This window comes from Streptomyces sp. NPDC052079 (assembly GCF_040680275.1).
In the GTDB taxonomy this organism is placed as follows: domain Bacteria; phylum Actinomycetota; class Actinomycetes; order Streptomycetales; family Streptomycetaceae; genus Streptomyces.
On the sequence record NZ_JBFAWL010000007.1, the window covers coordinates 126,342 to 151,340 of the forward strand.

At 71.7% G+C, this 24,999-nt stretch carries 25 protein-coding genes and 1 riboswitch; of the genes, 14 read left to right on the forward strand and 11 right to left on the reverse strand.

Annotated features, from left to right (window positions below; all coding sequences use genetic code 11):
• Positions 1-10: 10 nt before the first annotated feature.
• The 4 genes from groL to thrC form a co-directional block, all read right to left on the reverse strand.
• Entirely contained in the window at positions 11-1,633 is a 1,623-nt protein-coding gene (gene groL / locus AB0L56_RS14320) for a chaperonin GroEL (RefSeq protein WP_365422886.1), read from the reverse strand.
• A 351-nt stretch (positions 1,634-1,984) separates the two neighbouring features.
• Entirely contained in the window at positions 1,985-2,188 is a 204-nt protein-coding gene (locus tag AB0L56_RS14325) for a cold-shock protein (RefSeq protein WP_004929928.1), read from the reverse strand.
• Between the two features lie 430 nt (positions 2,189-2,618).
• Positions 2,619-2,894 carry a MoaD/ThiS family protein gene (locus AB0L56_RS14330; RefSeq protein WP_365422889.1) on the reverse strand — a complete coding sequence of 92 codons (276 nt, stop codon included), beginning with the start codon at positions 2,892-2,894 and terminating at the stop codon, positions 2,619-2,621.
• Positions 2,895-2,931: 37 nt separating this feature from the next.
• Positions 2,932-4,227 (reverse strand): threonine synthase, encoded by a 1,296-nt coding sequence (gene thrC / locus AB0L56_RS14335; RefSeq protein WP_361031490.1) that lies wholly within the window; start codon positions 4,225-4,227, stop codon positions 2,932-2,934.
• 18 nt (positions 4,228-4,245) lie between these two features.
• Positions 4,246-4,393, reverse strand: a riboswitch (SAM riboswitch).
• Between the two features lie 138 nt (positions 4,394-4,531).
• Here thrC and AB0L56_RS14340 point away from each other — a divergent pair.
• On the forward strand, positions 4,532-5,503 hold the full coding sequence (locus tag AB0L56_RS14340; protein WP_365422892.1) for a glucosyl-3-phosphoglycerate synthase: 972 nt from the start codon (positions 4,532-4,534) through the stop codon (positions 5,501-5,503).
• Positions 5,504-5,721: 218 nt separating this feature from the next.
• Here AB0L56_RS14340 and AB0L56_RS14345 read toward each other — a convergent pair whose 3' ends face one another.
• Entirely contained in the window at positions 5,722-6,414 is a 693-nt protein-coding gene (locus tag AB0L56_RS14345) for a hypothetical protein (RefSeq protein ID WP_361031496.1), read from the reverse strand.
• Between the two features lie 143 nt (positions 6,415-6,557).
• Here AB0L56_RS14345 and AB0L56_RS14350 point away from each other — a divergent pair, with 143 nt between their 5' ends.
• Together AB0L56_RS14350 and otsB are read left to right on the forward strand one after the other, a co-directional pair.
• Positions 6,558-7,967: a trehalose-6-phosphate synthase gene (locus AB0L56_RS14350; protein WP_365422895.1), complete on the forward strand. Its 1,410-nt coding sequence runs from the start codon at positions 6,558-6,560 to the stop codon at positions 7,965-7,967.
• Positions 7,968-8,023: 56 nt separating this feature from the next.
• A complete protein-coding gene (gene otsB / locus AB0L56_RS14355; RefSeq protein ID WP_365422898.1) occupies positions 8,024-8,884 on the forward strand; it encodes a trehalose-phosphatase in 861 nt (286 codons plus the stop codon).
• Between the two features lie 329 nt (positions 8,885-9,213).
• Here otsB and AB0L56_RS14360 read toward each other — a convergent pair whose 3' ends face one another.
• Entirely contained in the window at positions 9,214-9,444 is a 231-nt protein-coding gene (locus AB0L56_RS14360; protein ID WP_361031505.1) for a DUF3263 domain-containing protein, read from the reverse strand.
• Positions 9,445-9,688: 244 nt separating this feature from the next.
• Between AB0L56_RS14360 and AB0L56_RS14365 the strand changes: the two genes are divergently transcribed.
• From AB0L56_RS14365 to AB0L56_RS14375, 3 genes are all read left to right on the forward strand, one after another.
• Complete coding sequence (locus AB0L56_RS14365; protein ID WP_365422902.1) at positions 9,689-10,642, forward strand: ROK family protein; 954 nt, start codon at positions 9,689-9,691, stop codon at positions 10,640-10,642.
• A complete protein-coding gene (gene nagA / locus AB0L56_RS14370; protein WP_365422905.1) occupies positions 10,642-11,787 on the forward strand; it encodes an N-acetylglucosamine-6-phosphate deacetylase in 1,146 nt (381 codons plus the stop codon). Before AB0L56_RS14365 ends, nagA begins: the two co-directional genes overlap by 1 nt.
• Positions 11,788-11,907: 120 nt before the next feature.
• Positions 11,908-12,837, forward strand: coding sequence for a 1-phosphofructokinase family hexose kinase (locus AB0L56_RS14375; RefSeq protein WP_365422907.1), 930 nt, complete (start codon positions 11,908-11,910; stop codon positions 12,835-12,837).
• Positions 12,838-12,841: 4 nt separating this feature from the next.
• On the opposite strand, the gene AB0L56_RS14380 is transcribed toward AB0L56_RS14375, so the two are convergent.
• Together AB0L56_RS14380 and cdgB are read right to left on the reverse strand one after the other, a co-directional pair.
• Positions 12,842-13,777, reverse strand: a complete 936-nt coding sequence (locus AB0L56_RS14380; RefSeq protein ID WP_365422910.1) for a carbohydrate-binding protein — start codon at positions 13,775-13,777, stop codon at positions 12,842-12,844.
• A gap of 116 nt (positions 13,778-13,893) precedes the next feature.
• The gene (gene cdgB, locus AB0L56_RS14385) at positions 13,894-15,582 is read right to left on the reverse strand and encodes a diguanylate cyclase CdgB (protein WP_361031520.1); all 1,689 of its coding nucleotides are present in this window, start codon (positions 15,580-15,582) and stop codon (positions 13,894-13,896) included.
• Between the two features lie 349 nt (positions 15,583-15,931).
• On the opposite strand from cdgB, the gene AB0L56_RS14390 reads away from it, so the two are divergent.
• Together AB0L56_RS14390 and AB0L56_RS14395 are read left to right on the forward strand one after the other, a co-directional pair.
• Positions 15,932-16,516, forward strand: a complete 585-nt coding sequence (locus tag AB0L56_RS14390; RefSeq protein WP_361031523.1) for a flavin reductase family protein — start codon at positions 15,932-15,934, stop codon at positions 16,514-16,516.
• Positions 16,517-16,590: 74 nt separating this feature from the next.
• On the forward strand, positions 16,591-17,061 hold the full coding sequence (locus AB0L56_RS14395) for a GNAT family N-acetyltransferase (protein ID WP_365422913.1): 471 nt from the start codon (positions 16,591-16,593) through the stop codon (positions 17,059-17,061).
• A gap of 308 nt (positions 17,062-17,369) precedes the next feature.
• On the opposite strand, the gene arfB is transcribed toward AB0L56_RS14395, so the two are convergent.
• Positions 17,370-17,807 (reverse strand): alternative ribosome rescue aminoacyl-tRNA hydrolase ArfB, encoded by a 438-nt coding sequence (gene arfB, locus AB0L56_RS14400; protein WP_361031883.1) that lies wholly within the window; start codon positions 17,805-17,807, stop codon positions 17,370-17,372.
• 181 nt (positions 17,808-17,988) lie between these two features.
• On the opposite strand from arfB, the gene AB0L56_RS14405 reads away from it, so the two are divergent.
• Together AB0L56_RS14405 and AB0L56_RS14410 are read left to right on the forward strand one after the other, a co-directional pair.
• The gene (locus tag AB0L56_RS14405; RefSeq protein ID WP_361031529.1) at positions 17,989-18,564 is read left to right on the forward strand and encodes a TerD family protein; all 576 of its coding nucleotides are present in this window, start codon (positions 17,989-17,991) and stop codon (positions 18,562-18,564) included.
• A gap of 105 nt (positions 18,565-18,669) precedes the next feature.
• Positions 18,670-19,200 carry a GNAT family N-acetyltransferase gene (locus AB0L56_RS14410; protein ID WP_365422916.1) on the forward strand — a complete coding sequence of 177 codons (531 nt, stop codon included), beginning with the start codon at positions 18,670-18,672 and terminating at the stop codon, positions 19,198-19,200.
• 14 nt (positions 19,201-19,214) lie between these two features.
• Here AB0L56_RS14410 and AB0L56_RS14415 read toward each other — a convergent pair whose 3' ends face one another.
• The gene (locus AB0L56_RS14415) at positions 19,215-20,591 is read right to left on the reverse strand and encodes a M1 family metallopeptidase (protein ID WP_365423212.1); all 1,377 of its coding nucleotides are present in this window, start codon (positions 20,589-20,591) and stop codon (positions 19,215-19,217) included.
• A 99-nt stretch (positions 20,592-20,690) separates the two neighbouring features.
• Here AB0L56_RS14415 and AB0L56_RS14420 point away from each other — a divergent pair, with 99 nt between their 5' ends.
• Together AB0L56_RS14420 and AB0L56_RS14425 are read left to right on the forward strand one after the other, a co-directional pair.
• The gene (locus AB0L56_RS14420; protein WP_361031535.1) at positions 20,691-21,191 is read left to right on the forward strand and encodes a hypothetical protein; all 501 of its coding nucleotides are present in this window, start codon (positions 20,691-20,693) and stop codon (positions 21,189-21,191) included.
• Between the two features lie 67 nt (positions 21,192-21,258).
• On the forward strand, positions 21,259-21,918 hold the full coding sequence (locus tag AB0L56_RS14425; protein ID WP_361031538.1) for a hypothetical protein: 660 nt from the start codon (positions 21,259-21,261) through the stop codon (positions 21,916-21,918).
• 37 nt (positions 21,919-21,955) lie between these two features.
• Here AB0L56_RS14425 and AB0L56_RS14430 read toward each other — a convergent pair whose 3' ends face one another.
• Positions 21,956-22,630 carry a pentapeptide repeat-containing protein gene (locus AB0L56_RS14430; protein ID WP_361031541.1) on the reverse strand — a complete coding sequence of 225 codons (675 nt, stop codon included), beginning with the start codon at positions 22,628-22,630 and terminating at the stop codon, positions 21,956-21,958.
• 127 nt (positions 22,631-22,757) lie between these two features.
• Here AB0L56_RS14430 and AB0L56_RS14435 point away from each other — a divergent pair, with 127 nt between their 5' ends.
• Both AB0L56_RS14435 and AB0L56_RS14440 read left to right on the forward strand, forming a co-directional pair.
• Positions 22,758-23,918 (forward strand): FAD-dependent oxidoreductase, encoded by a 1,161-nt coding sequence (locus AB0L56_RS14435; RefSeq protein ID WP_365422920.1) that lies wholly within the window; start codon positions 22,758-22,760, stop codon positions 23,916-23,918.
• Positions 23,919-23,998: 80 nt separating this feature from the next.
• Positions 23,999-24,973 (forward strand): zinc-binding dehydrogenase, encoded by a 975-nt coding sequence (locus AB0L56_RS14440; RefSeq protein WP_365422923.1) that lies wholly within the window; start codon positions 23,999-24,001, stop codon positions 24,971-24,973.
• The last annotated feature ends 26 nt before the right edge of the window (positions 24,974-24,999 follow it).

The window sequence follows — 24,999 nt, forward strand, 5'->3', positions numbered from 1 at the left end:
CTCGGGAGGATCAGAAGTCCATGTCACCGCCCGGCATGCCGCCGCCGGCCGGGGCCGCGGCCTTCTCCGGCTTGTCGGCGATGACGGCCTCGGTGGTGAGGAACAGCGCGGCGATGGAGGCGGCGTTCTGCAGCGCGGAACGGGTCACCTTCGCCGGGTCGATGATGCCCTCGGCGATCATGTCGACGTAGTCACCGGTCGCGGCGTTCAGGCCGTGGCCGACCTGGAGGTTGCGGACCTTCTCCACGACGACGCCGCCCTCGAGACCACCGTTGACGGCGATCTGCTTCAGCGGGGCCTCCAGCGCGAGCTTCACGGCGTTGGCGCCGGTCGCCTCGTCACCCTCGAGCTCCAGCTTCTCGAAGACCTGGGAGGCCTGCAGCAGGGCCACGCCACCACCGGCGACGATGCCCTCCTCGACGGCCGCCTTGGCGTTGCGCACGGCGTCCTCGATGCGGTGCTTGCGCTCCTTGAGCTCCACCTCGGTGGCGGCACCGGCCTTGATGACCGCGACACCGCCGGCGAGCTTCGCCAGGCGCTCCTGCAGCTTCTCGCGGTCGTAGTCCGAGTCGCTGTTCTCGATCTCGGCACGGATCTGGTTCACGCGGCCCTGGACCTGGTCGGGCGAGCCGGCACCGTCGACGATGGTGGTCTCGTCCTTGGTGATGACGACCTTGCGGGCCCTGCCCAGCAGGTCCAGCGTGGCGTTCTCCAGCTTGAGGCCGACCTCCTCGGAGATGACCTCGCCGCCCGTGAGGATGGCGATGTCGCCGAGCATGGCCTTGCGGCGGTCGCCGAAGCCCGGGGCCTTGACGGCGACGGACTTGAAGGTGCCGCGGATCTTGTTGACGACCAGGGTCGACAGGGCCTCGCCCTCGACGTCCTCGGCGATGATCAGCAGCGGCTTGCCCGACTGCATGACCTTCTCCAGGAGCGGGAGCAGGTCCTTGACGTTGGAGATCTTGGAGTTCGCGATCAGGATGTACGGGTCGTCGAGGACGGCCTCCATACGCTCCATGTCGGTGGCGAAGTACGCCGAGATGTAGCCCTTGTCGAAGCGCATACCCTCGGTGAGCTCCAGCTCCAGACCGAAGGTCTGGGACTCCTCGACGGTGATGACGCCTTCCTTGCCGACCTTGTCCATGGCCTCGGCGATGAGCTCGCCGATCTGGGTGTCGGCGGCGGAGATGGAGGCCGTGGAGGCGATCTGCTCCTTGGTCTCGACATCCTTCGCCTGCTCCAGCAGGGCGGCGGAGACGGCCTCGACGGCCGTCTCGATACCGCGCTTCAGAGCCATGGGGTTGGCACCCGCGGCGACGTTGCGCAGGCCCTCCTTGACCAGGGCCTGGGCGAGAACGGTCGCGGTGGTCGTACCGTCACCGGCGACGTCGTCCGTCTTCTTGGCGACTTCCTTGACCAGCTCGGCGCCGATCTTCTCGTACGGGTCCTCGAGCTCGATCTCCTTGGCGATGGACACACCATCGTTGGTGATCGTGGGGGCGCCCCACTTCTTCTCGAGGACGACGTTGCGGCCCTTGGGGCCGAGCGTCACCTTCACGGCGTCCGCGAGCTGGTTCATGCCGCGCTCGAGGCCGCGCCGCGCCTCCTCGTCGAACGCGATGATCTTGGCCATGTGAAGTGGTCCCTCCAGGACTGGGGGTGATTCCTTCGGACCGCGCCCGCGCCCGCGACGGACGGCTCGCCAACCCCGTGGTTCCTTGCCCCACACGGCCGGCGGGCCTCACCGACCCGGTCCTCGTTGTCACTCTCACCTTCAGAGTGCTAACGCCAATGATTAGCACTCGACCCACCCGAGTGCAAGGCGCTCCCGCGAAGCGGGCTCGTCGAGGCGTGGCGGTCGGGTGACGGGTGGGCGCAAGCGCGCCAGGGGGAGTGCAGGGAGTACACGGGCACGGCGAAGGGCCCGTACCCCAAGAGGTACGGGCCCTTCGTCGGCAGAAGATCCTTGCGGCAGGTAGCGCGTTCAGGCGCTGAGACGAACCATGTCGGCCTGCGGGCCCTTCTGACCCTGCGAGATCTCGAACTCGACCCGCTGGCCTTCTTCGAGGGTGCGGTAGCCGTCCATCTGGATCGCGCTGTAGTGGACGAAAACATCCGCACCACCGTCGACCGCGATGAAGCCGTACCCCTTCTCCGCGTTGAACCACTTGACGGTGCCCTGAGCCATGCCTAACTCCCCTATTACTGGCCCTTGCACAGATCCACACTTCGCGGATCCGGGTCAGACCTCACCCCCCAACGGTTGGGGGCGTGCGCCGGAACGCGTCGACCGCGGCTGAATGTATCTGCCCAACTGCCGTCTGCAACAGGTCAATCGGACGAGAAATCTGGACGCCGCCGGTCCGGAATGTGGCGAGAATTCATCCGAATTCAGGGCAAGTCGGGCCGGGCAAACGTTACAAAAGCCGCGAAAAGGGCCCACACTTTGGCTACATCCAGTCGGGCGTGCGGCAGAAATTCACGGTGCTCGATCAGTGGATCAGGAGCGCGTTCCCCAACCCTACCGCGTTCAACCCCATGGAATTGCCCCCTCCGCATCTCTTACGGAAGGGGCAATGTCCTGCACACTCGGTAACCGTCGTTACCGAAGGTAATGATCAGCCGCCGGCGACCGCCGGAATGATCGACACACCGGCCCCGTCCGGGGTGGCCGTCTCGAGCCCCTGCTCGAACCGCACGTCGTCGTCGTTCACGTACACATTGACGAACCGCCGCAGCTTGCCCTGATCATCCAGAACCCGGGCGGCGATGCCCGTGTGGTTCTTCTCCAGATCCGAGATGACCTGGGCGAGGGTGGCCCCCTCGGCGGTCACCTCGGCCTGCCCACCCGTGTAGGTGCGCAGGATGGTGGGGATACGAACAGTCACGCTCACAACAAACCTCCGGTCAGGTAACACACTCAGGGACGACTCAGACAAGCCCGGCTGCACGGAACGACTCAAGGCTCGGACGGATCGTCGCCGTCAGCCCCGTGCCCGCCACCGCGTCCAGCGTCTTGAGACCGTCCCCCGTGTTCAGCACCACCGTGCTCAGGGACGGGTCGAGCGCACCGCTCTCGATGAGCTTCTTCGTCACGCCGACCGTCACACCGCCGGCGGTCTCCGCGAAGATCCCTTCCGTCCGCGCGAGCAGCGTGATCGCCTCCACGATCTGCTCGTCCGTGACGTCCTCCACCGCACCGCCCGTGCGACGGGCGATGTCCAGGACGTACGGGCCGTCCGCCGGGTTCCCGATCGCCAGCGACTTGGCGATCGTGTCGGGCTTCTGCGGACGGACGACATCGTGCCCGGCCTTGTACGCCGTGGAGACCGGCGAACATCCCTCCGCCTGCGCACCGAAGATCTTGTACGGCTTGTCCTCGACGAGCCCGAGCTTGACCAGCTCCTGCAGCCCCTTGTCGATCTTCGTGAGCTGCGAGCCGGAGGCGATCGGGATCACGATCTGGTCGGGCAGCCGCCATCCCAGCTGCTCGCAGATCTCGTACGCGAGGGTCTTGGAGCCCTCCGCGTAGTACGGCCGCAGATTGACGTTGACGAAGCCCCAGCCCTCGCCGGCCGGGTCGCCGATCAGCTCGGAGCAGAAGCGGTTCACCTCGTCGTAGTTGCCCTCGATGCCGACGAGCTCCCCACCGTAGACGGCGGCCATGACGACCTTGCCCTGCTCCAGGTCGTGCGGGATGAACACGCAGGAGCGGAAGCCCGCCCGGGCCGCGGCGGCACCGACGGCGCCGGCGAGGTTGCCGGTCGAGGAGCAGGACAGGGTGGTGAAGCCGAAGGCACGGGCGGCCTCGATGGCCTGGGCCACGACGCGGTCCTTGAAGGAGTGCGTCGGGTTGCCGGAGTCGTCCTTGATGTACAGGCCGCCGGTGACGCCCAGCTCGCGCGCGAGGTTGTCGGCCTGGACGAGCTTGGTCCAGCCGGGGTTCAGGTTGGGCTTGGTCGCCACGTCCGCCGGGACGGGCAGCAGAGGCGCGTAACGCCAGATGTTCGTGGGCCCCGCTTCGATCCGCTTGCGGAGCTCCTCGGTGTCGTAGGCCGAGAAGTCGTAGGCGATCTCCAGCGGGCCGAAACACTCCTCGCAGGCGAAGACCGGGCCGAGGGGCACGCGGTGACCGCATTCGCGGCAGGACAGCGCGGCGGCGGGGCCCAGGTCGACGGAGTTCGCGGCGGCGGAGTCGGTGGAGCTTGCAACAGTCTGCACAGCCATGTGAGGCGAGGCCCTTTCTCCTCATCTTCCTCACGACGCATCTCGCCGTGAGACGGATTTGGCACCTTCCCTAGCCGGGAGCCTCGCCACGTCCATGTGACAAGAACCGACTGGAGGGTTGCCGGGGCTTCATCGGGCCGTTTCCCTCTGCCCCTCTGGATGAGCGGTGTTCAGTTGTGCGCGCGACGGCCCCCGGCGTGCGAGGGTCGTCGGCGTTGTTCAAGACTGTAACCGAAGGCCTGGTTGGTGCAGACGGTCCGTCCGAAGCGCGAGATGGATCACGGGCCAGTGAGGAGCCGGGACCGTGCTGGAAGAAGTCGAGCGCTGGCTGACCGAGCGGTCGTGGTCCGTGGCCGACCGACCGCTTCACCGGCTCCTTGCTGCGAAACGCGCGACGGGGCAGACGGTGAGCGTGGTGCTGCCCGCGCTGAACGAGGAGGCGACGGTCGGCGAGATCGTCTCGGTGATCCGGCACGACCTGGTGCACCAGGCCCCGCTGGTCGACGAGGTCGTGGTGGTCGACTCGGGCTCGACCGACCGCACGGCCGAGGAGGCGGCGGCCGCGGGCGCGTCGGTGGTGCACCGCGACGCGATACTGCCCCGCATACCGGCCGTGCCCGGCAAGGGCGAGGTGCTGTGGCGGTCGCTGCTGGTCACCCGGGGCGACATCGTGGCCTTCGTCGACGCGGACCTCAGGGAGTTCTCCTCCGACTTCGTCACCGGCATCGTCGGCCCGCTCCTCACCGAGCCCGGCGTACACCTGGTCAAGGCCATGTACGACCGTCCGCTCACGGTGTCCGACGGACCCGCCTCCGGCACGGCCGCGGCCGGTCAGGGCGGCCGGGTGACGGAGCTGATGGCCCGCCCGCTGCTGAACCTGCACTGGCCCCAGCTGGCCGGCTTCGTCCAGCCACTGGGCGGCGAGTACGCGGCCCGCCGCCCCCTGCTCGAACGGCTCCCGTTCCCGGTCGGCTACGGCGTCGAGCTCGGCATGCTGGTCGACGCCCTGCACCTGGTGGGCCTGGACGCGCTGGCCCAGGTCGACGTCGGGGTGCGCAAGCACCGGCACCAGGACGGCCAGGCCCTCGGCCGCATGGCCGCCGCGATCTACCGCACCGCGCAGCTGCGGCTGGCCCGGGCCCATATGATCCGGCCGTCCCTGACCCAGTTCGAGCGGACGGACCACAGCTTCGAACCCCGGACCTACTCCGTCGACACGGAGGAGCGGCCGCCGATGACGGAGATCCCGGAGTACCGGGCCCGCAGGGTGGCCTGACCCCTCCGGTCACCGCTCAGCCGCTCAACCGGTCGGCCGGCGGCAAGTCGGCCGGTCGGCAGGTCGGCCGGTCGGCAGGTCAGCCGGTCACCGGTTGGGGTCGGCCGGTCACCGGTCAGCAGGTCACCGGTCAGCAGGTCGGCAGGTCGGCCGGTCAGCCGGTCACCGGTCAGCAGGTCGGCCGGTCGGCAGGTCGGCCGGTCAGCAGGTACGGCAGGTCAGCCGGCCACGCCGTCCGACCAGCGCCAGATGCCGCCGGAGTCCAGTGAGCAGGTCAGGTACTCGCCGCCCCGGCCGTGCGTGCTCAGTCCCCGGTGCTTCTGGGCGCAGAACTGGCCGTCGGCGTAGCAGTTGCCGGCCGGGCTGGTGAGCTCGCAGGTGCCCGTACCGCCGCCCCCGGTGCCCCCGCTTCCGCCCGTCTCCTGCGTCTGCGCCGGTTCGGGGGTCGGGGTGGGCTTCGGGGTGTGCAGCAGGCGGCCGTCGCAGTCGCGGCCGTCGCGCGGGACGGTGAACGTCACGCTGTCGGACCCGTCGGTCTGCTCGCAGACCTTCTCGCCGCTGCCCCAGGAGGAGGCCCGCTTGCCGGTGCCCTCCAGACGGACGCTGTAGTCGAGGCCGGCCTTCTTGGCCGCGCGGATGGCCGTCCCGACGCGGTCGCCGGTGTGGTCCGACAGGGTGACGGGGGTCGGGGTGGGGGTGGGCGTCGGGGTGGGCGTCTCGGTGGTGGGGGACGCCTCAGGCGTGGGGCTGCCGCTGCTCGGCGTGGCGGTGACCGCCGCGGGCCGATCGTCCGTGCTGCCCTGTGTGCCGGTGTCTCCGCCGCCGCAGCCGGCCAGTGCCAGCGCGGAGGCCGCGATCAGCGCCGTCGTCCCGGCGAATCCGCGCATGCGTACGCGTATGCATATGGGCATGGCGCCCACCCCCCCGTTGTTGAAACGTGCACCACGCATCTTCCACTCGTTCACACCTTCCACACAACCCACGTGACCAAATCGCCACCGAGGTGACGCACGGGCACGTTTGAGGTTCCGGGGGCCGGGCTAGGTTGAGGCGTATGGCTGCAAGCTTCGGTGCTGCTCAGGTGCTGGTCGCCTCCAACCGGGGACCGGTGTCGTACGAGGTGGGAGAGGACGGCTCGCTGCGGGCCAAGCGGGGCGGCGGCGGACTGGTGTCCGGGCTGTCGGCGATCGGGCCCGAGGCGGGGGCGCTGTGGGTGTGCTCGGCGCTGTCCGACGGCGACCGGGAGGCCGTGCGGCGCGGGGCCGGCGAGGACGGCGTACGGATGCTGGACATCCCGGCGGACGTGCACGCCGACGCGTACAACGGGATCGCCAACTCCGTGCTGTGGTTCGTGCACCACATGCTGTACCAGACACCGCTGGAGCCGGTCTTCGACGCGGAGTTCCGCCGCCAGTGGGCCTCGTACGAGACCTACAACCGCGCGTTCGCCGAGGCGCTGGCCGAGGAGGCGGCGCAGGGCGCGGCGGTGCTGGTCCAGGACTACCACCTGACGCTCGTGCCCGGGATGCTCCGGGAACTCCGCCCGGACCTGCGCATCGGACACTTCTCGCACACCCCGTGGGCGCCGCCGGAGTACTTCGCGATGCTGCCCGACGACATCGCGCGGCAGGTGCTGCGCGGGATGCTCGGCGCCGACCGGCTGGGCTTCCTCACCCGGCGCTGGGCGGACGCGTTCACCGCGTGCTGCGAGCGGTTCGCGGGCGGGCTCGGCGATACGCGGATCGGCGTGCACGGGCTGGGCGCCGACGCGGACTTCCTGCGCTCCCGCTCCCACGAGGCGGACGTCGACGAGCGGATCGCCGCACTCCGCGAGGAGATCGGCGAGGGACGCCGGACCATCGTCCGGGTCGACCGCACCGAGCTGTCCAAGAACATCGTGCGGGGCCTGCTGGCGTACCGGCAGCTCCTGGACGACCACCCCGAGTGGCGCGAGCGCGTGGTGCATGTCGCCTTCGCCTACCCCTCCCGGCAGGAGCTCGCCGTCTACCGCCGCTACACCGCCGAGGTGCGGCGGCTCGCCGACGACATCAACGAGCGCTACGGCACGCCCGGCTGGCGGCCGGTCGTCCTGCACCTGAAGGACGACTTCGCGCGCTCGCTGGCCGGGTACCGGCTGGCGGACGTGGCCCTGGTCAACCCCATCCGCGACGGCATGAACCTGGTCGCCAAGGAGGTCCCGGTCGTCTCCGACGCGGGCTGCGCGCTGGTGCTGTCACGGGAGGCGGGCGCTTTCGAGGAGCTGGGCGAGCATGCGATCACCGTCAACCCCTACGACATCGTGGAAACCTCCCGTGCCCTGCACGAGGCCCTGACGATGAGCCCCGCCGACCGCACCGACCGCACCAAGCGCCTGATTGCCTCGGCGACGGCGCTGCCCCCGGCCCGCTGGTTCCTGGACCAGCTGGAGGCGCTGCGGGACGAGCCGGTGGATTCGTCCCACTGACCGGGATGGCCGGTCAGGCAGGCGTGCGGCGGGCCGCCCGTGGATAGGTTGGGCGTATGGCCAGTCCTACGGATTCCACGGACCCGAACGCTCTGCCCACGCCCGCCACGCAGGCCGGCCGGGACGGACTGAACGCTCTCCTCTCCCGGCCCCGGGAGGCACTGATCGCGCTCGACTTCGACGGGACACTCGCGCCGATCGTCGAGGATCCCGAGCAGGCCCGCCCGCACCCCGACGCGGTGCCCGCGCTCGCCGCGCTCGCCCCGAAGGTGGCCTCGGTCGCCGTCGTCACGGGCCGGCCGGCAGGGGTCGCGGTACGCATCGGGGGCTTCGCGGGCGTTCCCGGTCTGGAGCACCTCGTCGTTCTCGGCCACTACGGCGCCGAGCGCTGGGACGCCGTCACCGGCACCGTCACCGCGCCCGCCCCGCACCCCGGTGTCGCCGCCGCCCGTGCGGAGCTGCCGGGGCTGCTCGACCGGGTCGGCGCGTGGCGGGGCACCTGGATCGAGGAGAAGGGCCGGGCGGTGGCCGTGCACACGCGCAGGGCCGAGGATCCGGAGGCCGCGTTCGAGGCCCTGCGCGAACCGCTGGCCGACCTCGCCACCCGGCACGGCCTCGTCGTCGAGCCGGGCCGCATGGTCCTGGAGCTGCGCCCGCCGGGCATGGACAAGGGGGTCGCCCTGCTGGAGTACGCGCGGGAGATCGGCGCGGGGTCGGTGCTCTACGCGGGGGACGACCTGGGCGACCTCGCCGCGTACACGGCGGTCGACAAACTCCGCGCGGCCGGCACGCCCGGGCTGCTGATCTGCAGCGGCAGCGAGGAGGTAACGGAACTACGAGAACGCGCGGACGTGGTAACAGACGGCCCCTCCGGCGTAGTACGCCTCCTACGGTCCCTGGCCGCCCGCCTCCCCTAAAGCTTTTCCTCGCCCCCGCCGCCCCTTCCCGTCCCGTCCCTGGGGGCTGCGCCCCCAGACCCCCCTGTCGGCCCTACGGGCCTCGTCCTCAAACGCCGGACGGGCTGGTGTGTCAGCCCCTCCGGCACTTGAGGAGCGGGGTTTCGAGCGCGCAGCCCCGCCGCCCCTTCCCGTTCCATCTGGGGCTGCGCCCTCGGGATGGATTCTCAGCCCGTCCGGCACAATCCAGCCCCTCCGGCGTTTGAGGAGCGGGGGTCCGGGGGCAGCGCCCCCGGAGGTCGGGAACGGGAAGGGGCGGCGGGGGCGAAAACAACCCTCCGGGATCCCGCTCAGCGTTCCATGCGGCGGCTGTCGCGGACGCGGCGCAGGCGGTTGACGGTCACCGGGTCGTGGGCCAGGGCCCGCGGATCGTCCAGGAGGGCGTTGAGGAGCTGGTAGTAGCGCACGGGCGCCAGACCAAGTTCCTCGCGTATCGCACGCTCCTTCGCCCCAGGCCCCGTGAAGCCCCGCCGCTCCAACGCGAGAATGTCCCGCTCACGCCGCCCCAGCCCCTCGTCCATGCCCCGCAGACTACTCCGCACTCTCCGCCCGCGTAGCCGTCGCCTGAAGCGCCCCCAGGGTCAAGGAACGGCTTCAAATCCTTGTCCCGGCCGGACACGGCCATCGCGCGGGACTCCGAGCCGGTGACCGGCAGCAGGTTGCACCGACGGGACCCGACCCGCCGCCGCACCGATAGTCGGAATAAGGCCTACACCACGTGAGTGGACTAGACCTCTCGCGGGTCCCCGGTCCACACTGTTTCCCGTGAAACATGTCATCGCCCTCGACGTGGGCGGCACCGGGATGAAGGCCGCACTGGTCGGGGCGGACGGCGAGCTGCTGCACCAGGCCCGCCGGCCCACCGGCCGGGACCGCGGCGCGGACGCGGTCGTCACGGAGATCCTCGACTTCGCGGCGGAACTGCGCGCCCACGGCCTCCGCCGGCACGGCGTCCCCGCGTCGGCCGCCGGCGTCGCCGTCCCCGGCATCGTCGACGAGGCCCAGGGAGTCGCCGTCTACGCGGCGAACCTCGGCTGGCGCGACGTCCCGCTGCGCGCGCTACTCACCGAACGCCTCGGCGGCATCCCCGTCGCCCTCGGCCACGACGTGCGCACCGGCGGGCTCGCCGAGGGCCGCATAGGGGCGGGCAAGGGCGCGGACCGTTTCCTGTTCGTCCCGCTGGGCACCGGGATCGCGGGCGCCATCGGCATCGACGGCCGGGTCGAGACCGGTGCGCACGGCTTCGCAGGCGAGATCGGCCATATCGTCGTACGGCCCGGAGGAGCCCCCTGCCCGTGCGGACAGCGCGGCTGTCTGGAGCGGTACGCGTCCGCCGCCGCCGTGAGCGAGGCCTGGGCGGCCGCCTGCGGCGACCCGGGCGCGGGCGCGGCCGACTGCGCCAAGGCCGTCGCGTCCGGGGACGTACGGGCCCGTCAGGTGTGGCAGGACGCGGTGGACGCGCTCGCCGACGGGCTGGTCATCGCACTCACCCTGCTGGACCCGCGCACGCTGATCGTCGGTGGCGGGCTGGCCGAGGCGGGGGAAACCTTGTTCACACCCCTGCGGGAGGCTGTCCGGCGGCGGGTCACCTTCCAGAAGCTGCCGTCCCTGGTCCCCGCGGCCCTCGGGGACACCGCCGGATGCCTGGGCGCGGGGCTCCTCGCCTGGGACCTGATCGACACCACTGCCCCCTCGTACCCCTCGGAGGTAACCACCTGATGGCCCCCACCAAGGTTCTCACCGGTGCCCGGGTGGTCCTGCCCACCGGGACCGTGGACGACGGGCGCGTGATCGTCGAGGGCACGCGGATCGCCGCCACGGCACCCGGCGACGCCGAGACGGCCGACCTGTCCGGCCACTGGCTGGTCCCCGGCTTCGTCGACATCCACAACCACGGCGGCGGCGGGGCGTCCTTCGCCGGCGGCACCGCCGAGGACGTGCTCCAGGCCGTCCGCACCCACCGCCTGCACGGCACCACCACGGTGGTCGCCTCCGCCGTCACCGGTGACCTGGACTTCCTCGCCCGGCACGCCGGGATGCTCGCGGAGCTGGCCCAGCAGGGCGACATCGCCGGCATCCACTTCGAGGGGCCGTTCATCTCCCCCTGCCGCAAGGGCGCGCACGACGAGAACCTGCTGCGGAACCCCGACCCGGCCGAGGTCCGCAAGCTGCTCGACGCCGCGCACGGGCAGGCGAGGATGATGACGCTGGCCACGGAGCTGCCGGGCGGCCTGGACTCCGTACGGCTGCTCGTCGAGCACGGGGTGATCGCGGCCGTGGGACACACGGACGCGACCTACGAGCAGACCGTCGCGGCCATCGACGCGGGCGCGAGCGTCGCCACCCACCTCTTCAACGCGATGCCCCCGCTCGGCCACCGCGCCCCGGGCCCGATCGCCGCCCTGCTGGAGGACGAGCGGGTCACCGTCGAGCTGATCAACGACGGCACCCATCTGCATCCGGCCGCGCTCCAGCTGGCCTTCCACCACGCGGGCCCCCAGCGGGTCGCCTTCATCACCGACGCGATGGACGCGGCCGGTTTCGGCGACGGCCGCTACATGCTGGGCCCCCTGGAGGTCGAGGTCGCGGACGGTGTGGCCCGGCTGGTGGAGGGCGGTTCGATCGCCGGCTCCACGCTCACCCTGGACCGCGCATTCAAGCGGGCGGTGACGGTGGACGGGCTGCCCGTCGAGGACGTCGTCGCGGCGGTCTCCGCCACCCCGGCGCGGCTGCTCGGCCTGGACGACCGGATCGGCTCCCTGGAACCCGGCAAGGACGCCGACCTGGTGGTGCTGGACGCCGGTTTCGACCTGGTGGGCGTGATGCGCCGGGGAGAATGGGTGGTCGATCCCCAACTGGGCTGATCCGTCCCTGGGTCGCCGGACGGTGGCCGGTCCCAGGGGTGGGCCGACCGCCGTCCGTGCGGCATGATCGTGTTCCCGGGACACACGGCAGGCACAAGTACAAAGGGGGAGGTCGGCCCGGTGATACTCACGGTCACCCTGAACACCGCTCTCGACATCACCTATCGCATACCTTCCCTGCGGGCGGGGGGCTCCCACCGGGTCTCCGCGGTGACGGAACGCCCCGGCGGCAAGGGCGTCAACGTGGCCCGGGTGCTCGCCGCCCTCGGCCACGAGGTGACGGTCACCGGCTTTTCGGGCGGTACGACGGGGCGGACCCTGCGCGACCGGCTCACCGAGGTCCCGCGGCTGACGGACGCGCTGGTCCCGGTCTCCGGCACCACCCGGCGCACCGTCGCGGTGGTGGACGAGCGCTCGGGCACCACCACACAGCTGAACGAGCCGGGCCCGGACATCACCCACGCCGAGTGGTCCGCGTTTCAGGAGGTGTACGAGGATCTGCTGGCCTCCGCCTCGGCGGTGGCCCTGTGCGGCAGCCTGCCCCCGGGTGTCCCGGTGGGCGCGTACGCGGGCCTGATCCGCACGGCCCGCGCGGCCGGTGTCCCGGCCCTCCTCGACACCAGTGGCGCGGCGCTGCGCCGCGGGGTCGCCGGACGTCCCGACATCCTCAAGCCCAACGCCGACGAACTGGCCGAACTCACCGGCTCCCACGAACCGTTGCGCGCCACCCAGGACGCCCGCCGCAGGGGCGCCGGCACGGTGGTCGCCTCCCTGGGCGCGGACGGTCTCCTCGCGGCCACCCCGGACGCCCGCTGGCGCGCCGCCCCGCCGGCCCGTCTCCACGGCAACCCGGCCGGCGCGGGCGACTCGGCGGTCGCGGGCATCCTCTCGGCCCTCGTCGAGCACGAGCCCTGGCCGGCCCGGCTGTCCCGGGCGGTCGCCCTGTCGGCGGCCACGGTCCTCTCCCCGGCCGCCGGCGAGTTCGACCGGACGGCCTACGAGGACCTGCTGCCCGGCATCACGGTGACGCGGGAAACGACCGCGGCATAGCCGGTCAGTCCTTGACCTGGCCCTCCTTGAGCCACAGCTGGTCCAGCAGGACGTTGCACTTGTCGCCGTCGGCGCAGGAGACCGAGATCGTGTTGGTGCCCTTGTTGAGCGTGGGATACGCGTAGGTCTGGGTCCAGCCCTTGGAGAAGTCGCCGTCCTTGGCCCTGGCGAAGTTGTCCATGTTCAGCTTGGTGCCGAACGGCTTGCCGTTGACCGTGAGCGTCATCGACTGCGGATCGTCGGTCGTGCTGTAGCGGACGAAGACCGTGTAGGCGCCGTCCTTGGGGATGCCATTGACGGTCCAGGTGACCGTGGCGCCCGGCTTGTTCAGGCCCGCGACATAGATGCCGCCGTCGGACCGCGCACCCTCGACGTCCGAGGCGAGGGCCGCTCCCCCATCCAAGCGGAGCGCCTTCGCGTCGATGGTCGGCAGGTCCGCCTTCTCCTCCGCGCTGGCGCTCGCCGACGGGCTCGGCTTGCCCTCGTCCTGCGTCTGGGAGGGACTCGCGTCCGCCTGGTTGCCGCTCTTGTCGTCGTCATCGCCGCCGATCATGGCGACGCCGATGCCGATCACGACGGCCGCGACCACGGCGATCGCGCCGATGAGGAGGCCCTTGGTGTTCGGGCCGCGGCCCCGGCCGCCACCGCCGCCGTGCGACGGCTGCGGGGAGTGCGCCGTGGGTGCGCCGCCGGGAAGGGTCTCCGGGGCGGCGTAGTGGGCGCTCGGCTGCCCGTACGCGCCCTGCTGCGGCGGTGCCTGGGGAGCGGGCGCCTGCTGGCCGTACTGCCGGGCCCCGACCGGCCGCACCCTGTTGACCGAGTTCGGGTAGCCGTAGCCCCCGGACGGCGGCTGGGCCCCGTTGGCCTGGCCGTCGGCGTAGAGGTAGCCGAACGGGTCGTCGTCCTCGGGCGTGCTCGCGCCGTTGTTGCCGGGCGTCATCCCTTGGTGCTCCTAGCTGCGGATCGGGTGCGGTACGTGAGTGGCGACAGCGAGCCTACCCGCTCGCCGTGACCCGAACGGGTGACCCGGACCGCATCAACTCACTGACCTGCGCATCATCCCGCGCGTCTGTGCTGTTTGGGACGAGATCGTTTCTCTACGTACATGCGTTCGTCGGCGGACTTCAGCACTTCGTCCGCGGTCATCCCGCAATGCGCCCACCCGATGCCGAAGCTGGCCCCGACCCGCACGGCCCGCCCTTCGGCCCGGATGGGCTGGATGATCTCGTTGCGCAGCCGTACGGCGAGATCCTGGGCGTCGGCCCGGCCCAGCCCGTCGGCGAGGATCACGAACTCGTCGCCGCCGAGCCGGGCGACGGTGTCACCGTCCCGTACGCCGTTGCTGAGCCGGCGGGCGACCTCGATGAGCACCGCGTCGCCCGCGTTGTGCCCGAACCGGTCGTTGATCGACTTGAAGCCGTCGAGGTCGCAGAAGAGCACCGCGAGCCCCTTGGTGCCGTCGTCGAACTCCGCGGCCGGCGCGACGGTGTGCACATGGTGGTCAAAGCCTTCGTACCCCTCGCTGCCCGGCGGGAAGTCGAAGTCGTGGCCCCGGTCGAAGGCGGGCGGACCGTAGGCGGCGTCGTGGGATTCGAAGGACTCGAAGGGGTCCATCGAGTCGACGTCGGCGGGCAGCGCGTGCTGCGGTTGCTGGCGGCACAGCCGGGACGACAGCCGCGCCCGCAGCTCGGCGGAGTTCGGCAGTCCGGTGAGCGAGTCGTGGGAGGCGCGGTGGGCGAGCTGGAGCTCGCGGCGCTTGCGCTCCTCGATGTCCTCGACGTGGGTGAGCAGGAAGCGGGGGCCGTCGGCGGCGTCGGCGACCACCGAGTTGCGCAGGGAGACCCAGACGTAGCTGCCGTCGCGGCGGCCGAGGCGCAGCTCGGCCCGGCCGCCCTCGGCGGACGTACGCAGCAGGGTGCCGATGTCCTCGGGGTGGACCAGGTCGGAGAAGGAGTAGCGGCGCATCGCGGAGGCGTGGCGGCCGAGGAGGCGGCACAGGGCGTCGTTGGTGCGCAGGATCCGGCCGTGCTGGTCGCCGCCCATCTCGGCGATGGCCATGCCGGAGGGGGCGTACTCGAAGGCCTGCCGGAAGCTCTCCTCGCTGGCCCGCAGCGCCTGCTGCTCGCGTTCGAGGCGGACCAGGGCGCGCTGCATATTGGCACGTAGACGCGCGTTGCTGATCGCGATGGCGGCCTGGAAGGCGTACATCTGGAGGGCCTCGCGGCCCCAGGCGCCGGGCCGGCGGCCGTTGCGCGGGCGGTCCACGGAGAGCACGCCGAGCAGTTCGCCGGAGCTGCCGCCGCCCTGTGGGCCAGGGGCGTACAACGGGGCGAAGAGCCGGTCGGAGGGGTGCCACTCATCTTCGAAGCGGGGCGCGGGCCCGTCGGTGTACCACTGCGGGACGTCGTCGTCGTCGAGTACCCAGCCCTCGGTGTGCGGTATGAAGATCAGGTCGCCCCAGCGTTCGCCCATGTTCAGGCGGCGGTCCCAGGACTCACGGGAGCCGGTGCGGCCGGTGATGAGGGCCGCGGCGGCGGAGTTCCCGGACAGGGCGGCGACCACGAGATCACCGTCGGGGCATACGAGGTTGACGCAGGCCAGCTCGTACCCGAGGGCGCCCACGACGCCGTCGGCGACCGTCTGCAACGTGTCCGCCAGACTGCGTGCCGTGTTCATGTCCGCCATGGCCCGGTGGAGTTGCCGCAGCGACGCAAGACGTACGTAGGGTTCCGACTCGGTCTCCATCCTCGCCCTCCCCCCGAGACCTCGGAGTGAATCAAGGGTTCTCTTCGGCGTATCGTCCTACCAACTTCCCCGCCACTGAATCACAGCGCGCTGCTCACCCGGTACACAGGGTCAACAATTACTGCCCCTTGTGACTCAAGTCACAGCTAAACGTGAACAATTGCGTGGTCTTTCCGCGCTTTACCCGTGCTTTTACCGCACACGGTTTTTACGGCGGTTGCGCGGGACCTGTGCCAGCTCCGGGCGCCGGTCGGGCGTCGCTCCGGGCGCCGGTCGGGCGTTGGTCCTAGGTCCCGGCTCGGGCCAGGGCCCGATGCGGTGCCCGTGGAGCGGAGATTAGCGTTCCAGTGTGCTGAACCCTCCTGCCGCACCGGCCACGATCACTGTTCCGCCCTCAGCCCGGCATGCTGAGGGGGTGAGCAATGACGAGTTCCGCGCAGCCATGTCCCGTCTGGCTGCCGGCGTGGTCCTGGTGACCGCACAGGAGCCGCCGCTGGACCCGGACGACCCGGAGGCACCGGGCGGCGAGGACGTCGGCATGACCGCGACCGCGTTCCTGTCGGTCTCCCTGGACCCGCCGCTGGTGCTGGTCAGCCTGCGCAACGGTTCCCGCATGGACGAACTGCTCGACGAACAGCCGATGTGGGCGGTGTCCGTGCTCTCCGAGAGCCAGCGCCACATCGCGGGCCGCTTCGCGATGAAGGGCCGGGTCAGCGACCGTCTGCTGTTCGCGGACATCCCGTACGTGCGCGGCGAGTACAGCGGGGCACCGCTGGTGGGCGGCGCGCTGGCGACGCTGGAGTGCCGTACCGAGCAGCGGGTGCAGGCCGGGGACCACACCCTGGTGATCGGCCGCGTCATGACCGCCCGCGTACCGAGCGCGGAGGGCGGACCGCTGTTGTATTTCCGGGGCCGTTACCGGCAGTTGGGCTGAACACCGCGCGGACTTTCTCCGGCGGCCGCGAAATCCGTTTTACGCCAGGGGATTTACGCACCTAGGGTGCCCGGGTGACGACGTGCACGGCTCCGCGCCTCGAAGAGATCACCGCCGGCAACCTCAAGGCCGCCCTCGGCATACGGGTCCGCCCCGACCAGGAATTCGCCGTCGAGCCCGTGGCGGACTCGCTCGCCGAGGCCTACGTCCATCCCGGCAAGGCCTGGCCCCGCCTGATCATGGACGGCGACCGCGCGGTCGGCTTCCTGATGGCGTTCCTCGACGTCGATTGGCACGACGACGGCAGCTCCATCCGCTCCGGCCTGTGGCGGCTGAACATCGCGTCGGAGGAACAGGGCAAGGGCTACGGCCGCTTCGCCGTGCAGGCGGTCGCCGAGGAACTCCGCCGCCGCGGCACCAAGGAACTCCACGTCACCTGGCACCCGGGCAACAAGGGCCCCGAAAACTTCTACCTGACCCTGGGCTTCCACAAAACCGGCGAGACGGTGGAGAACGAAACGGTAGGCGTACTCCACCTGACCTGACCCGGGGACACCTTGCCAGCCAACGGCTGAGCCACCCACCTAGGGGCACCCTGCCGACCGCCGCCCGGACCACGCCCTCACGGGCACCCTGCCAGCCGACAGCCGAACCACCCGCCTAGGGGCGCGGGGAACTGCGCGATCAACCACAACTAACCCGCAGAGAACACTAGAGGCCCACCACCCCCCAGGGGCGCGGGGAACTGCGCGATCAACCACAGACGCACCCGCACTTGCCACCCAACGTGCACGCCCGGACCTCCGGCCCAACCCCCTGCAAGGGGGGCCACCTGGGGCCAGGAACCCCACGTTCACACCCACCCCCGCGCGGAGCGCCCCCGCTTCGTCTCGGACCGATGCTTCTTCTCCCGCAACCGCCGCTCATTCACCCCACGCGGAATCCGCGTCGGCCGCCGCGGCTTCGGCGGCGGCGCGGTCGCCTCCGCGAGCAGCGCCGCCAGCCGCACCGCCGCCGCCTCACGGTTACGCCACTGCGAGCGGTGCTCCGAAGCGCGAACAGTGATCACGCCGTCGTTCAGCCGCCCGGCCAGCCGCTGGAGCGCCCGCTCCTTCCACACCTCGGGCAGCGCCTGGGTGCGAGCGAGGTCGAAACGCACTTCGGCCTGGGAGTCGCTGGTGTTGACATGCTGTCCGCCGGGCCCGGACGACCGCGAGAAACGCCACATGAGCTCGGCCTCGGGCAGGGAGACGGAGCCACGGATGACATGCGGACCGGACATGCCGTACAGGTTCCCCCGTACGGCAAGGCCACGTCACCCGAATATCCGGATCCCGGACGGATCCCAGACGGATCCCCACAGCCCGGGTAAAGAAAGTAAAGCGAGCTGGAACCTCCCGTACCCCTCCCCGCGTTCAAGGTGGTAGCTGTAGCTTCGAGCCGTACGTAAACGAGGGAAGGGACTCCCAACAATGGCTGTAAGCCTGTCCAAGGGTGGCAACGTCTCGCTCACCAAGGAGGCTCCGGGCCTGACCGCCGTCACCGTGGGCCTCGGCTGGGACGTCCGCACCACCACGGGCACGGACTTCGACCTCGACGCCTCGGCGATCGCGGTGAACGGGCAGGGCAAGGTCTACTCGGACGCCCACTTCGTGTTCTTCAACAACAAGCAGACCCCGGACAACACCATCGTCCACACCGGTGACAACCGCACCGGTGAGGGCGCCGGCGACGACGAGGCGATCAACGTCAACCTGGCCGCTCTCCCGGCCGACGTCGACAAGATCGTCTTCCCGGTCTCCATCTACGACGCCGAGAACCGTTCGCAGAACTTCGGCCAGGTGCGCAACGCCTACATCCGCATCATCAACCAGGCCGGCGGCGCCGAGATCGCCCGTTACGACCTCTCGGAGGACGCGGCCACCGAGACCGCGATGGTCTTCGGCGAGCTGTACCGCAACGGCGCGGAGTGGAAGTTCCGCGCGGTCGGCCAGGGCTACGCCTCGGGCCTCGTGGGCATCGCCCAGGACTTCGGCGTGAACGTCTGAGGGACCCCGCCCGCATGACGGAGCCCCCGGCCCGGCATCCGGCCGGGCGGGGGCTCCGGCGCGCACCGGCGACGCGCCACCCTGCCCGCGCGATACGTTTCCCCGGTGATCCTCAACCTCCTGCCGCTGCCCCCGGACCGCCACCTCCCTGGTCCGCTGCTGACCGAGATCACCGCTCTCTACGCGTCCAACCGGGAGTTCCACGCCCTCAGCGGCGACTTCCCGGACCCGGACGACATCCGCCCGGAACAGGTGGCCCGGGACCTGGCCCATGAGCTGGCCACCCCGCACGCGGAGGTGCTGCTCGCCCGCAGCGAGGGGAGGCTGATCGGCATCGCCGCCGCCCTCGCCCGCCACCCGGACCCCGCCGACCCGGACCCCTGGATCGGGCTGCTGATGGTGGACGCGCGTCTGCACGGCTGGGGACACGGCCGGCGCCTCGCCGCGCTCGTCGAGGACCGCCTGCGCGCCGAGGGCCACACCGCCGTACGCCTCGCCGTGCTGGACAACAATCCCAAGGCCCTCGCCTTCTGGACCGCCCTCGGCTACACGACCGTCGCCCACCGGGCGGACCACCGTCTCGGCCGCCCGTGCGCGGTCCTGCGCAAACAGCTCACCGACGGCGGCCCGTCCTGAGGGGTGCGGGAGCCTCACGCCCTGTCCGGCCGTCCCTCCCCGTACAGCCAGTCCTCCCAGATCCGGCCGAAGTCCTTGTCCGGCGCCGACTTCTCCACGTACGCCGTGAAGTCGCCGGTGTCCGCGGTGCCATGACGGTGTGCCTCCGCCCAGCCGCGCAGGAGGGCGGGGAAGGCGTCGTCGCCCACCGTCCGCCGGATCCTGTGGAGGACCATCGCGCCGCGCCAGTACACGGGGGTCGCGGAGATGCTCGCCGCGTCCGGCGGTTCAGCGGGCGGGAAGGACCAGAGCGCCTCGTTGGTCGCCGCGTCCGGGAAGTACGTACCGGCGTACAGCAGGTCGAAGGTCTCCTGCGCGGTGTCGCCGCCGTGGTCCTCCTGCCACAGCCACTGCGCGTACGTCGCGAAGCCCTCGTTGAGCCACATGTCCCGCCACGTCCGCGGGGTCACGGAGTTGCCGTACCACTGGTGGGCGATCTCGTGGACCAGCAGCAGGATGTCGGGGGCGCCGGGGAAGACCGGGCGGGTCTGGGTCTCCAGGGCGTACCCGGCGTCCTCCGGGCGGTCGACGACCGCGCCCGTGGAGGAGAAGGGGTACGGCCCGAAGGTCCGCTCCGCCCACGCCACGACCTCGGGGATCCGCGCCAGGATCGCGCGGCTCGCCTCCGCCTGTCCGGGGTCGACGGCCGTGTAGACGGGCAGCCCGTCGGCGGTCCTGGTGCGGTCGGTCTCGTACCGGCCGATGGCGACGGTGGCGAGGTAGCTCGCCATCGGCTCGCCGACACGCCACCGGTACGTCGTGCGGCCCCCCTTGGTCTCCTCACCGGCGGGCTCCCCGTTGGACACCGCCCGCAGCCCCTTCGGGACGGTGACCGCGATGCTGTACGTCGCCTTGTCGGAGGGGTGGTGGTTGCCCGGGAACCAGGCCATGGAGCCCGTCGGCTGCCCCAGGGCCAGCGCACCGTCGGCGGTGGGCAGCCAGCCCTCCTCGGAGCCGTCCGGGTCGGTGACGGTCTTCGGGACGCCGGAGTAGCGGACGACGACACGGAACCGCGCGTCCCGGTCGAGTGCGTCGCGCGGCCGGACGGTCAGCTCCTGACCCTCACGGCTCCACCGCGCGGCCGTGCCTCCGACGGTGACGTCCTCGACGTCGAGCCCTTGGAGATCCAGGTTCAGCGCGCCGAGGTCCTGCGTGGCGCGGGCGTCGATCGTCGCGGTGCCGGTCAGACGGCGGGCGCGCGGGTCGTATCCGAGATCGAGGGCGTAGTGGGTGACGTCGTAGCCGCCGTTGCCGGACTTGGGGAAGTACGGGTCGCCCACTCCGGACCCGCCGGCCCGGTCGGCCCCCGGCCCGGAGCCGCTCGCGCACGCGGCTGCCGACGCCGTGAGCAGGACGGCGGCGACCGCGCGAGAGTCCGGTCGGGGGCGGAAAAGGCGCACGTCGGGATCCTATGAGGGACCGGTGCGCTGTGCCGTGACACCATCACCCACGTGCTCGACATCGGCTACGCCCTCTCCAACCGCTTCCCTGACCCCCCGCAGACCGACTACCGCCGCGCGGACGTCCACGCCCTGCGCCACGACCTGTTCTGCGGCGACGTCTACCTCGCGGACACCGAGTCGGACCGGGAGCTGTCCACCGCCTGGGGATGGGTGCCGGTGCTCGACTTCGCGTGGGCGCTGTGCGACATCGTGGAGCTCCTCGACCGGGACCCGGCCGGCTCGCGCGCCTCGCGGCCCCAGCACGCGGAGCTGGATTTCACCGAGTCCACCGACCGGCTGCTGTTCGAGCGCCGCTTCGGCTGGGTGGACATCGAGGCCGAGTGGCTGCCCGCCTCCGAGCCCCCGCTGACCTTCTCCCACTCCGAACTGCGCCGTGAGGCCCGCGACTTCCTCCACGACCTCCTCGCCGACCTGACCGACCTCCACGAAGACCTCGCCGAGAACCCGGCCATCTGGGCCCTCCAGGCCCGCTTCCCGAGGATCCCCTGACGGCTGTCGATCACGCCGATGAGAGCATCGCTCACGGAAGCGGCACCGCGGACGGAGGGGAAGACCAGTGGCGCACGGTCCTGCGACCTACCGGATGAACCACACCGTGCACCCGCCGGCCGTCGTCCGGGACGGAGCACCGGACGCCCTCGGCCCGGCCGTCCGGCTCTCCCGTGACACCAACAGCCCCGCCTCCGACCGGCTCCACTCCGTCCGCGCCTTCCACCTCCACGCCGAGAACGGCGCACCACTCGCCCGGGTGGTCACCGCCCAGCCCCTGGGCTCCCGGCTGAGCGGACGCCCCGCCGTGTACGAGGTCCGGGACCCGGCCGGTGCATCGCTCGGGCGGATCACCCTGCGGCGCAGGCGGGCCTTCCGCCCCGGCCGGAGACGCTGGACCGTGGAACCCGTCGCCGGACAGGCCCTCCGCGGGTACGAGGGCCGCCTGCTGTGGTGGGCGCTGTGGTGGCCCGTGGGACTGCCCTTCAGCCTGGTGTGGCTGGTCACCGCGCTCCTGGGCGAGGGCGACGGCGGCATCCGTCCGCCCCGGCGTGTCATCTGGCGGGACGACTCCCACCGGGCGCACCTCGTCTTCCGCGCGGTGGCCGAGGAGTACCGCATGCCGAGGACCGACGTCGACGGTCGTCTCATCAACGCCCTCATCGCACTGCACCAGTCCTTCGACCCGTCCGAAGGAGCGGGCGCGTGGGGGTGGTACGGGGAGTGAGCCCACCGGGGCCCCGCCGGTTCGGGCCCTCCCCCGCTCACCCCTCCACTCTGATCCCCAGCTCCCCCGCCAGCACGGGCGCCAGATCCAGCAGCTGGGCCGTGCTGATCACCGCCCCCGACAGCCGGTCCACCCCCCTCGCGATCTCCAGTGACGCGGCGCCCCGCAGGTCCACGTCCTTCAGCGTGGCCCCCGAGAGGTCCGCACCCTTGAGCGCGCAGTCCACGAACTCCACGCGCTCCAGCCGCGCCCCGCCGAAATCCGGCTCGACCAGCACACAGCCCTCGAAGACCACGTCCTTCAGGCGGGCACCGCGCAGATTCAAGAAGTCGATCTTGCCGCCGCGGACCAGCACCCGCTCCAGCGACGCCCCGTGCACCTGCGTCCCCCCGAGCCGTGCGTCGGTCAGCTCGACGTCGCGCAGGGTCGCCTCCGCCAGGTCGGTGCCCACGCCCCGGACCCCGGCCAGGACGGAGTCCAGCACCCGCGCCCGGGACAGCCGCGTCTCGTCCAGCGCGCACTCTCTCAGCGCGCAGTCCATGAAGCGCGCCCCGCCGCCGTCCTGCCCCGCGAGATCCGCTTCCCGGAACTCCAGCCCGTCGTAGTCCCCGTCCGGCTCCAGTCCGCCCTCGTACCGCTCCGGCGCGGGCAGCCGCAGCTCCGGGCGCCGCGCCGCCTTCATTCCCGGACCACCCGCCGCTCTCCTCACCATGGCCCCATGCTGCACCCCACCACTGACAATCCGCCTGAGCTGGGAAAACCCCACGCATGTCACATTCCGGCGCCCTCGCTCCGTCTCATCCACACAGCCGGAAGCGACCCCGAGGGAGACCCCAGACATGCACCGCATCACCGTCATCGGCGGCGGCTTCGCCGGACTCACCGCGGCCATCACCGCGGCAGAGGCGGGCGCGAAGGTCACCGTCCACGAGGCCCATCACACGCTGGGCGGCCGCGCCCGCACCGCCGAGGGCCCCTACCGGACGAACAAGGGACCGCACGCCCTCTACAACGGCGGCCCGCACTGGGCCTGGCTGCGGCAGCGCGGCCTCATCGGACCGCTCGCCCCGCTGCCGCCCCTGGAGGCGGCCCGGCTGCGTCTGCGCCACCGGGGCGCGCTGCGCCGGACCCCGCCCCTCGCGATGCTGAAGCTGCTGCGCCGCGGCGGCACGCAGGCCCCCGTCGACACCGACTTCCTCACCTGGGCCACCGGGATAGCCGGCGAGGAGGGCGCGCGGGCCGCCGCCCACTACGCGGCGGTCGCGCTGTTCCACCACGACCCGGGCTCCTTGTCCGCGGCATTCGTGCAGGAGCGTCTGCGCCGCGCCACCAAGCTGCCCCCGGAGGCCCACTACCCGCGCGGCGGCTGGGGCGGGCTCATCGACCGGATGGCCGCCCGCGCGTGGAATCTGGGCGTGCGGATGGAGACACTCTCCCGCGTCGACACCGTGCCCACCGACACGCCGGTGGTCGTCGCCACCTCGCTGGACGCCGCCGGCCGTCTCCTCGGCGACGCCTCGCTGACCTGGCCGAGCGGCCGTACCGTCCTGGTCGACCTCGCCGTACGCACCCGGCGCGGCGACGCGTTCGCCGTGTCCGACCTCGACGCGCCGGGCTGGCTGGAGCGGTTCACCGCCCAGGACCGCACCCTCGCCCCGGCCGGCGAGCAGCTGATCCAGGGTCAGATCCCCATCGGCCCGGGCGAGTCCAAGGCGGACGGCACCGCCCGCGCGGAGGAGCTGCTGGACCTGGCCTACGAGGGCTGGCGGGAGCGGGTCACCTGGCGGCGGCAGGCGGTGGCGAACGGCCGTACCGGCGCCCTCGACCTGCCCGGCACCAGTTGGCGCGACCGGCCCGCCGTGGACCGCGGTGACGGCGTCCACCTCGCCGGTGACCAGGTCGCCGCGCCCGGTGTGCTCTCGGAGGTGTCCTTCAACAGCGCCCTGACGGCCGTCTCGCTCGCGCTCGGCCGGAACGCGCTTGACCTGAAGCAAGGTTGAGGTCGCACCGTGGGGTCGTGGCGCCGCACGCCGCACCCGACGCCGCCCACCGGCGGCCAACGACCCCTGGGGGACCCCACATGCACGCCATCCGTCTGCACGCCTTCGGCCCGGCCGAGAACCTCACCTACGAGGAGATCGACGACCCGCACCCGGGCCCGGACCAGGTCCGTATCGCCGTCAGGGCGGCCGGTGTCCACCTCCTGGACGCCGCCCTGCGCAGGGGCATGCGGGGCCCCGGCCCGGCACCGACCACGCTGCCGACCGTCCCCGGCCGCGAGGTCGCCGGGGTCGTCGACGCGCTGGGCGACGGCGTCCCCCGGGAGCTGCTCGGCCGCCGCGTGGTCGCCCACCTCGGCTTCGTGCCCGGCGGCTACGCCGAACTGGCCGTCACCGGCACCGACCGGCTGCACGAGATCCCCGGGCGGCTGGACTTCGCCGAGGCCGTCGCCATGATCGGCACGGGCCGTACGGCGATGGGGATCGTGCAGTTCGCCGAACCCGGCCCCGGCGACGTGGTCGTCGTCCCCGCGGCGGCCGGCGGCATCGGCACACTCCTCGTGCAGTACGCCAGGAACGCCGGCGCCACCGTCATCGGCCTGGCCGGCGGCCCCGCGAAGACGGCCCGCGTGGCGGCGGGCGGCGCCGACCTCGCCGTCGACTACACCGCCCCGGACTGGACCGAGCGGCTCGAGGGCCACCGCGGCAAGGTCACCGTCGTATACGACGGTGTGGGTGGCGACGTCGCCCGCGCGGTGGTCGGTCTGCTCGCGCCGGACGGCCGGCACGTCGTCTTCGGCTGGTCGGCCGAGGGGATCGACAGCGACCGCCCGTACCTCGTCGAGGGCGTCTCCCTCAACGTCCTCGGCCCCGAGATGATGCGCAGGGCCGACGGCCCCAACCCCGTCCGCACCCTCGAACTGCGCGCCCTCGCCGAGGCCGCCGAGGGCAGGCTCACCCCCGCCGTGCAGCGCTTCCCGCTCGCCGAGGCCGCCGCCGCCCACCAGGCCCTGGAGAACAGGGGCACGACCGGAAAGGTCGTCCTGGAGCCGTAGCGCGCCGGGAAAACCACGGGACACAG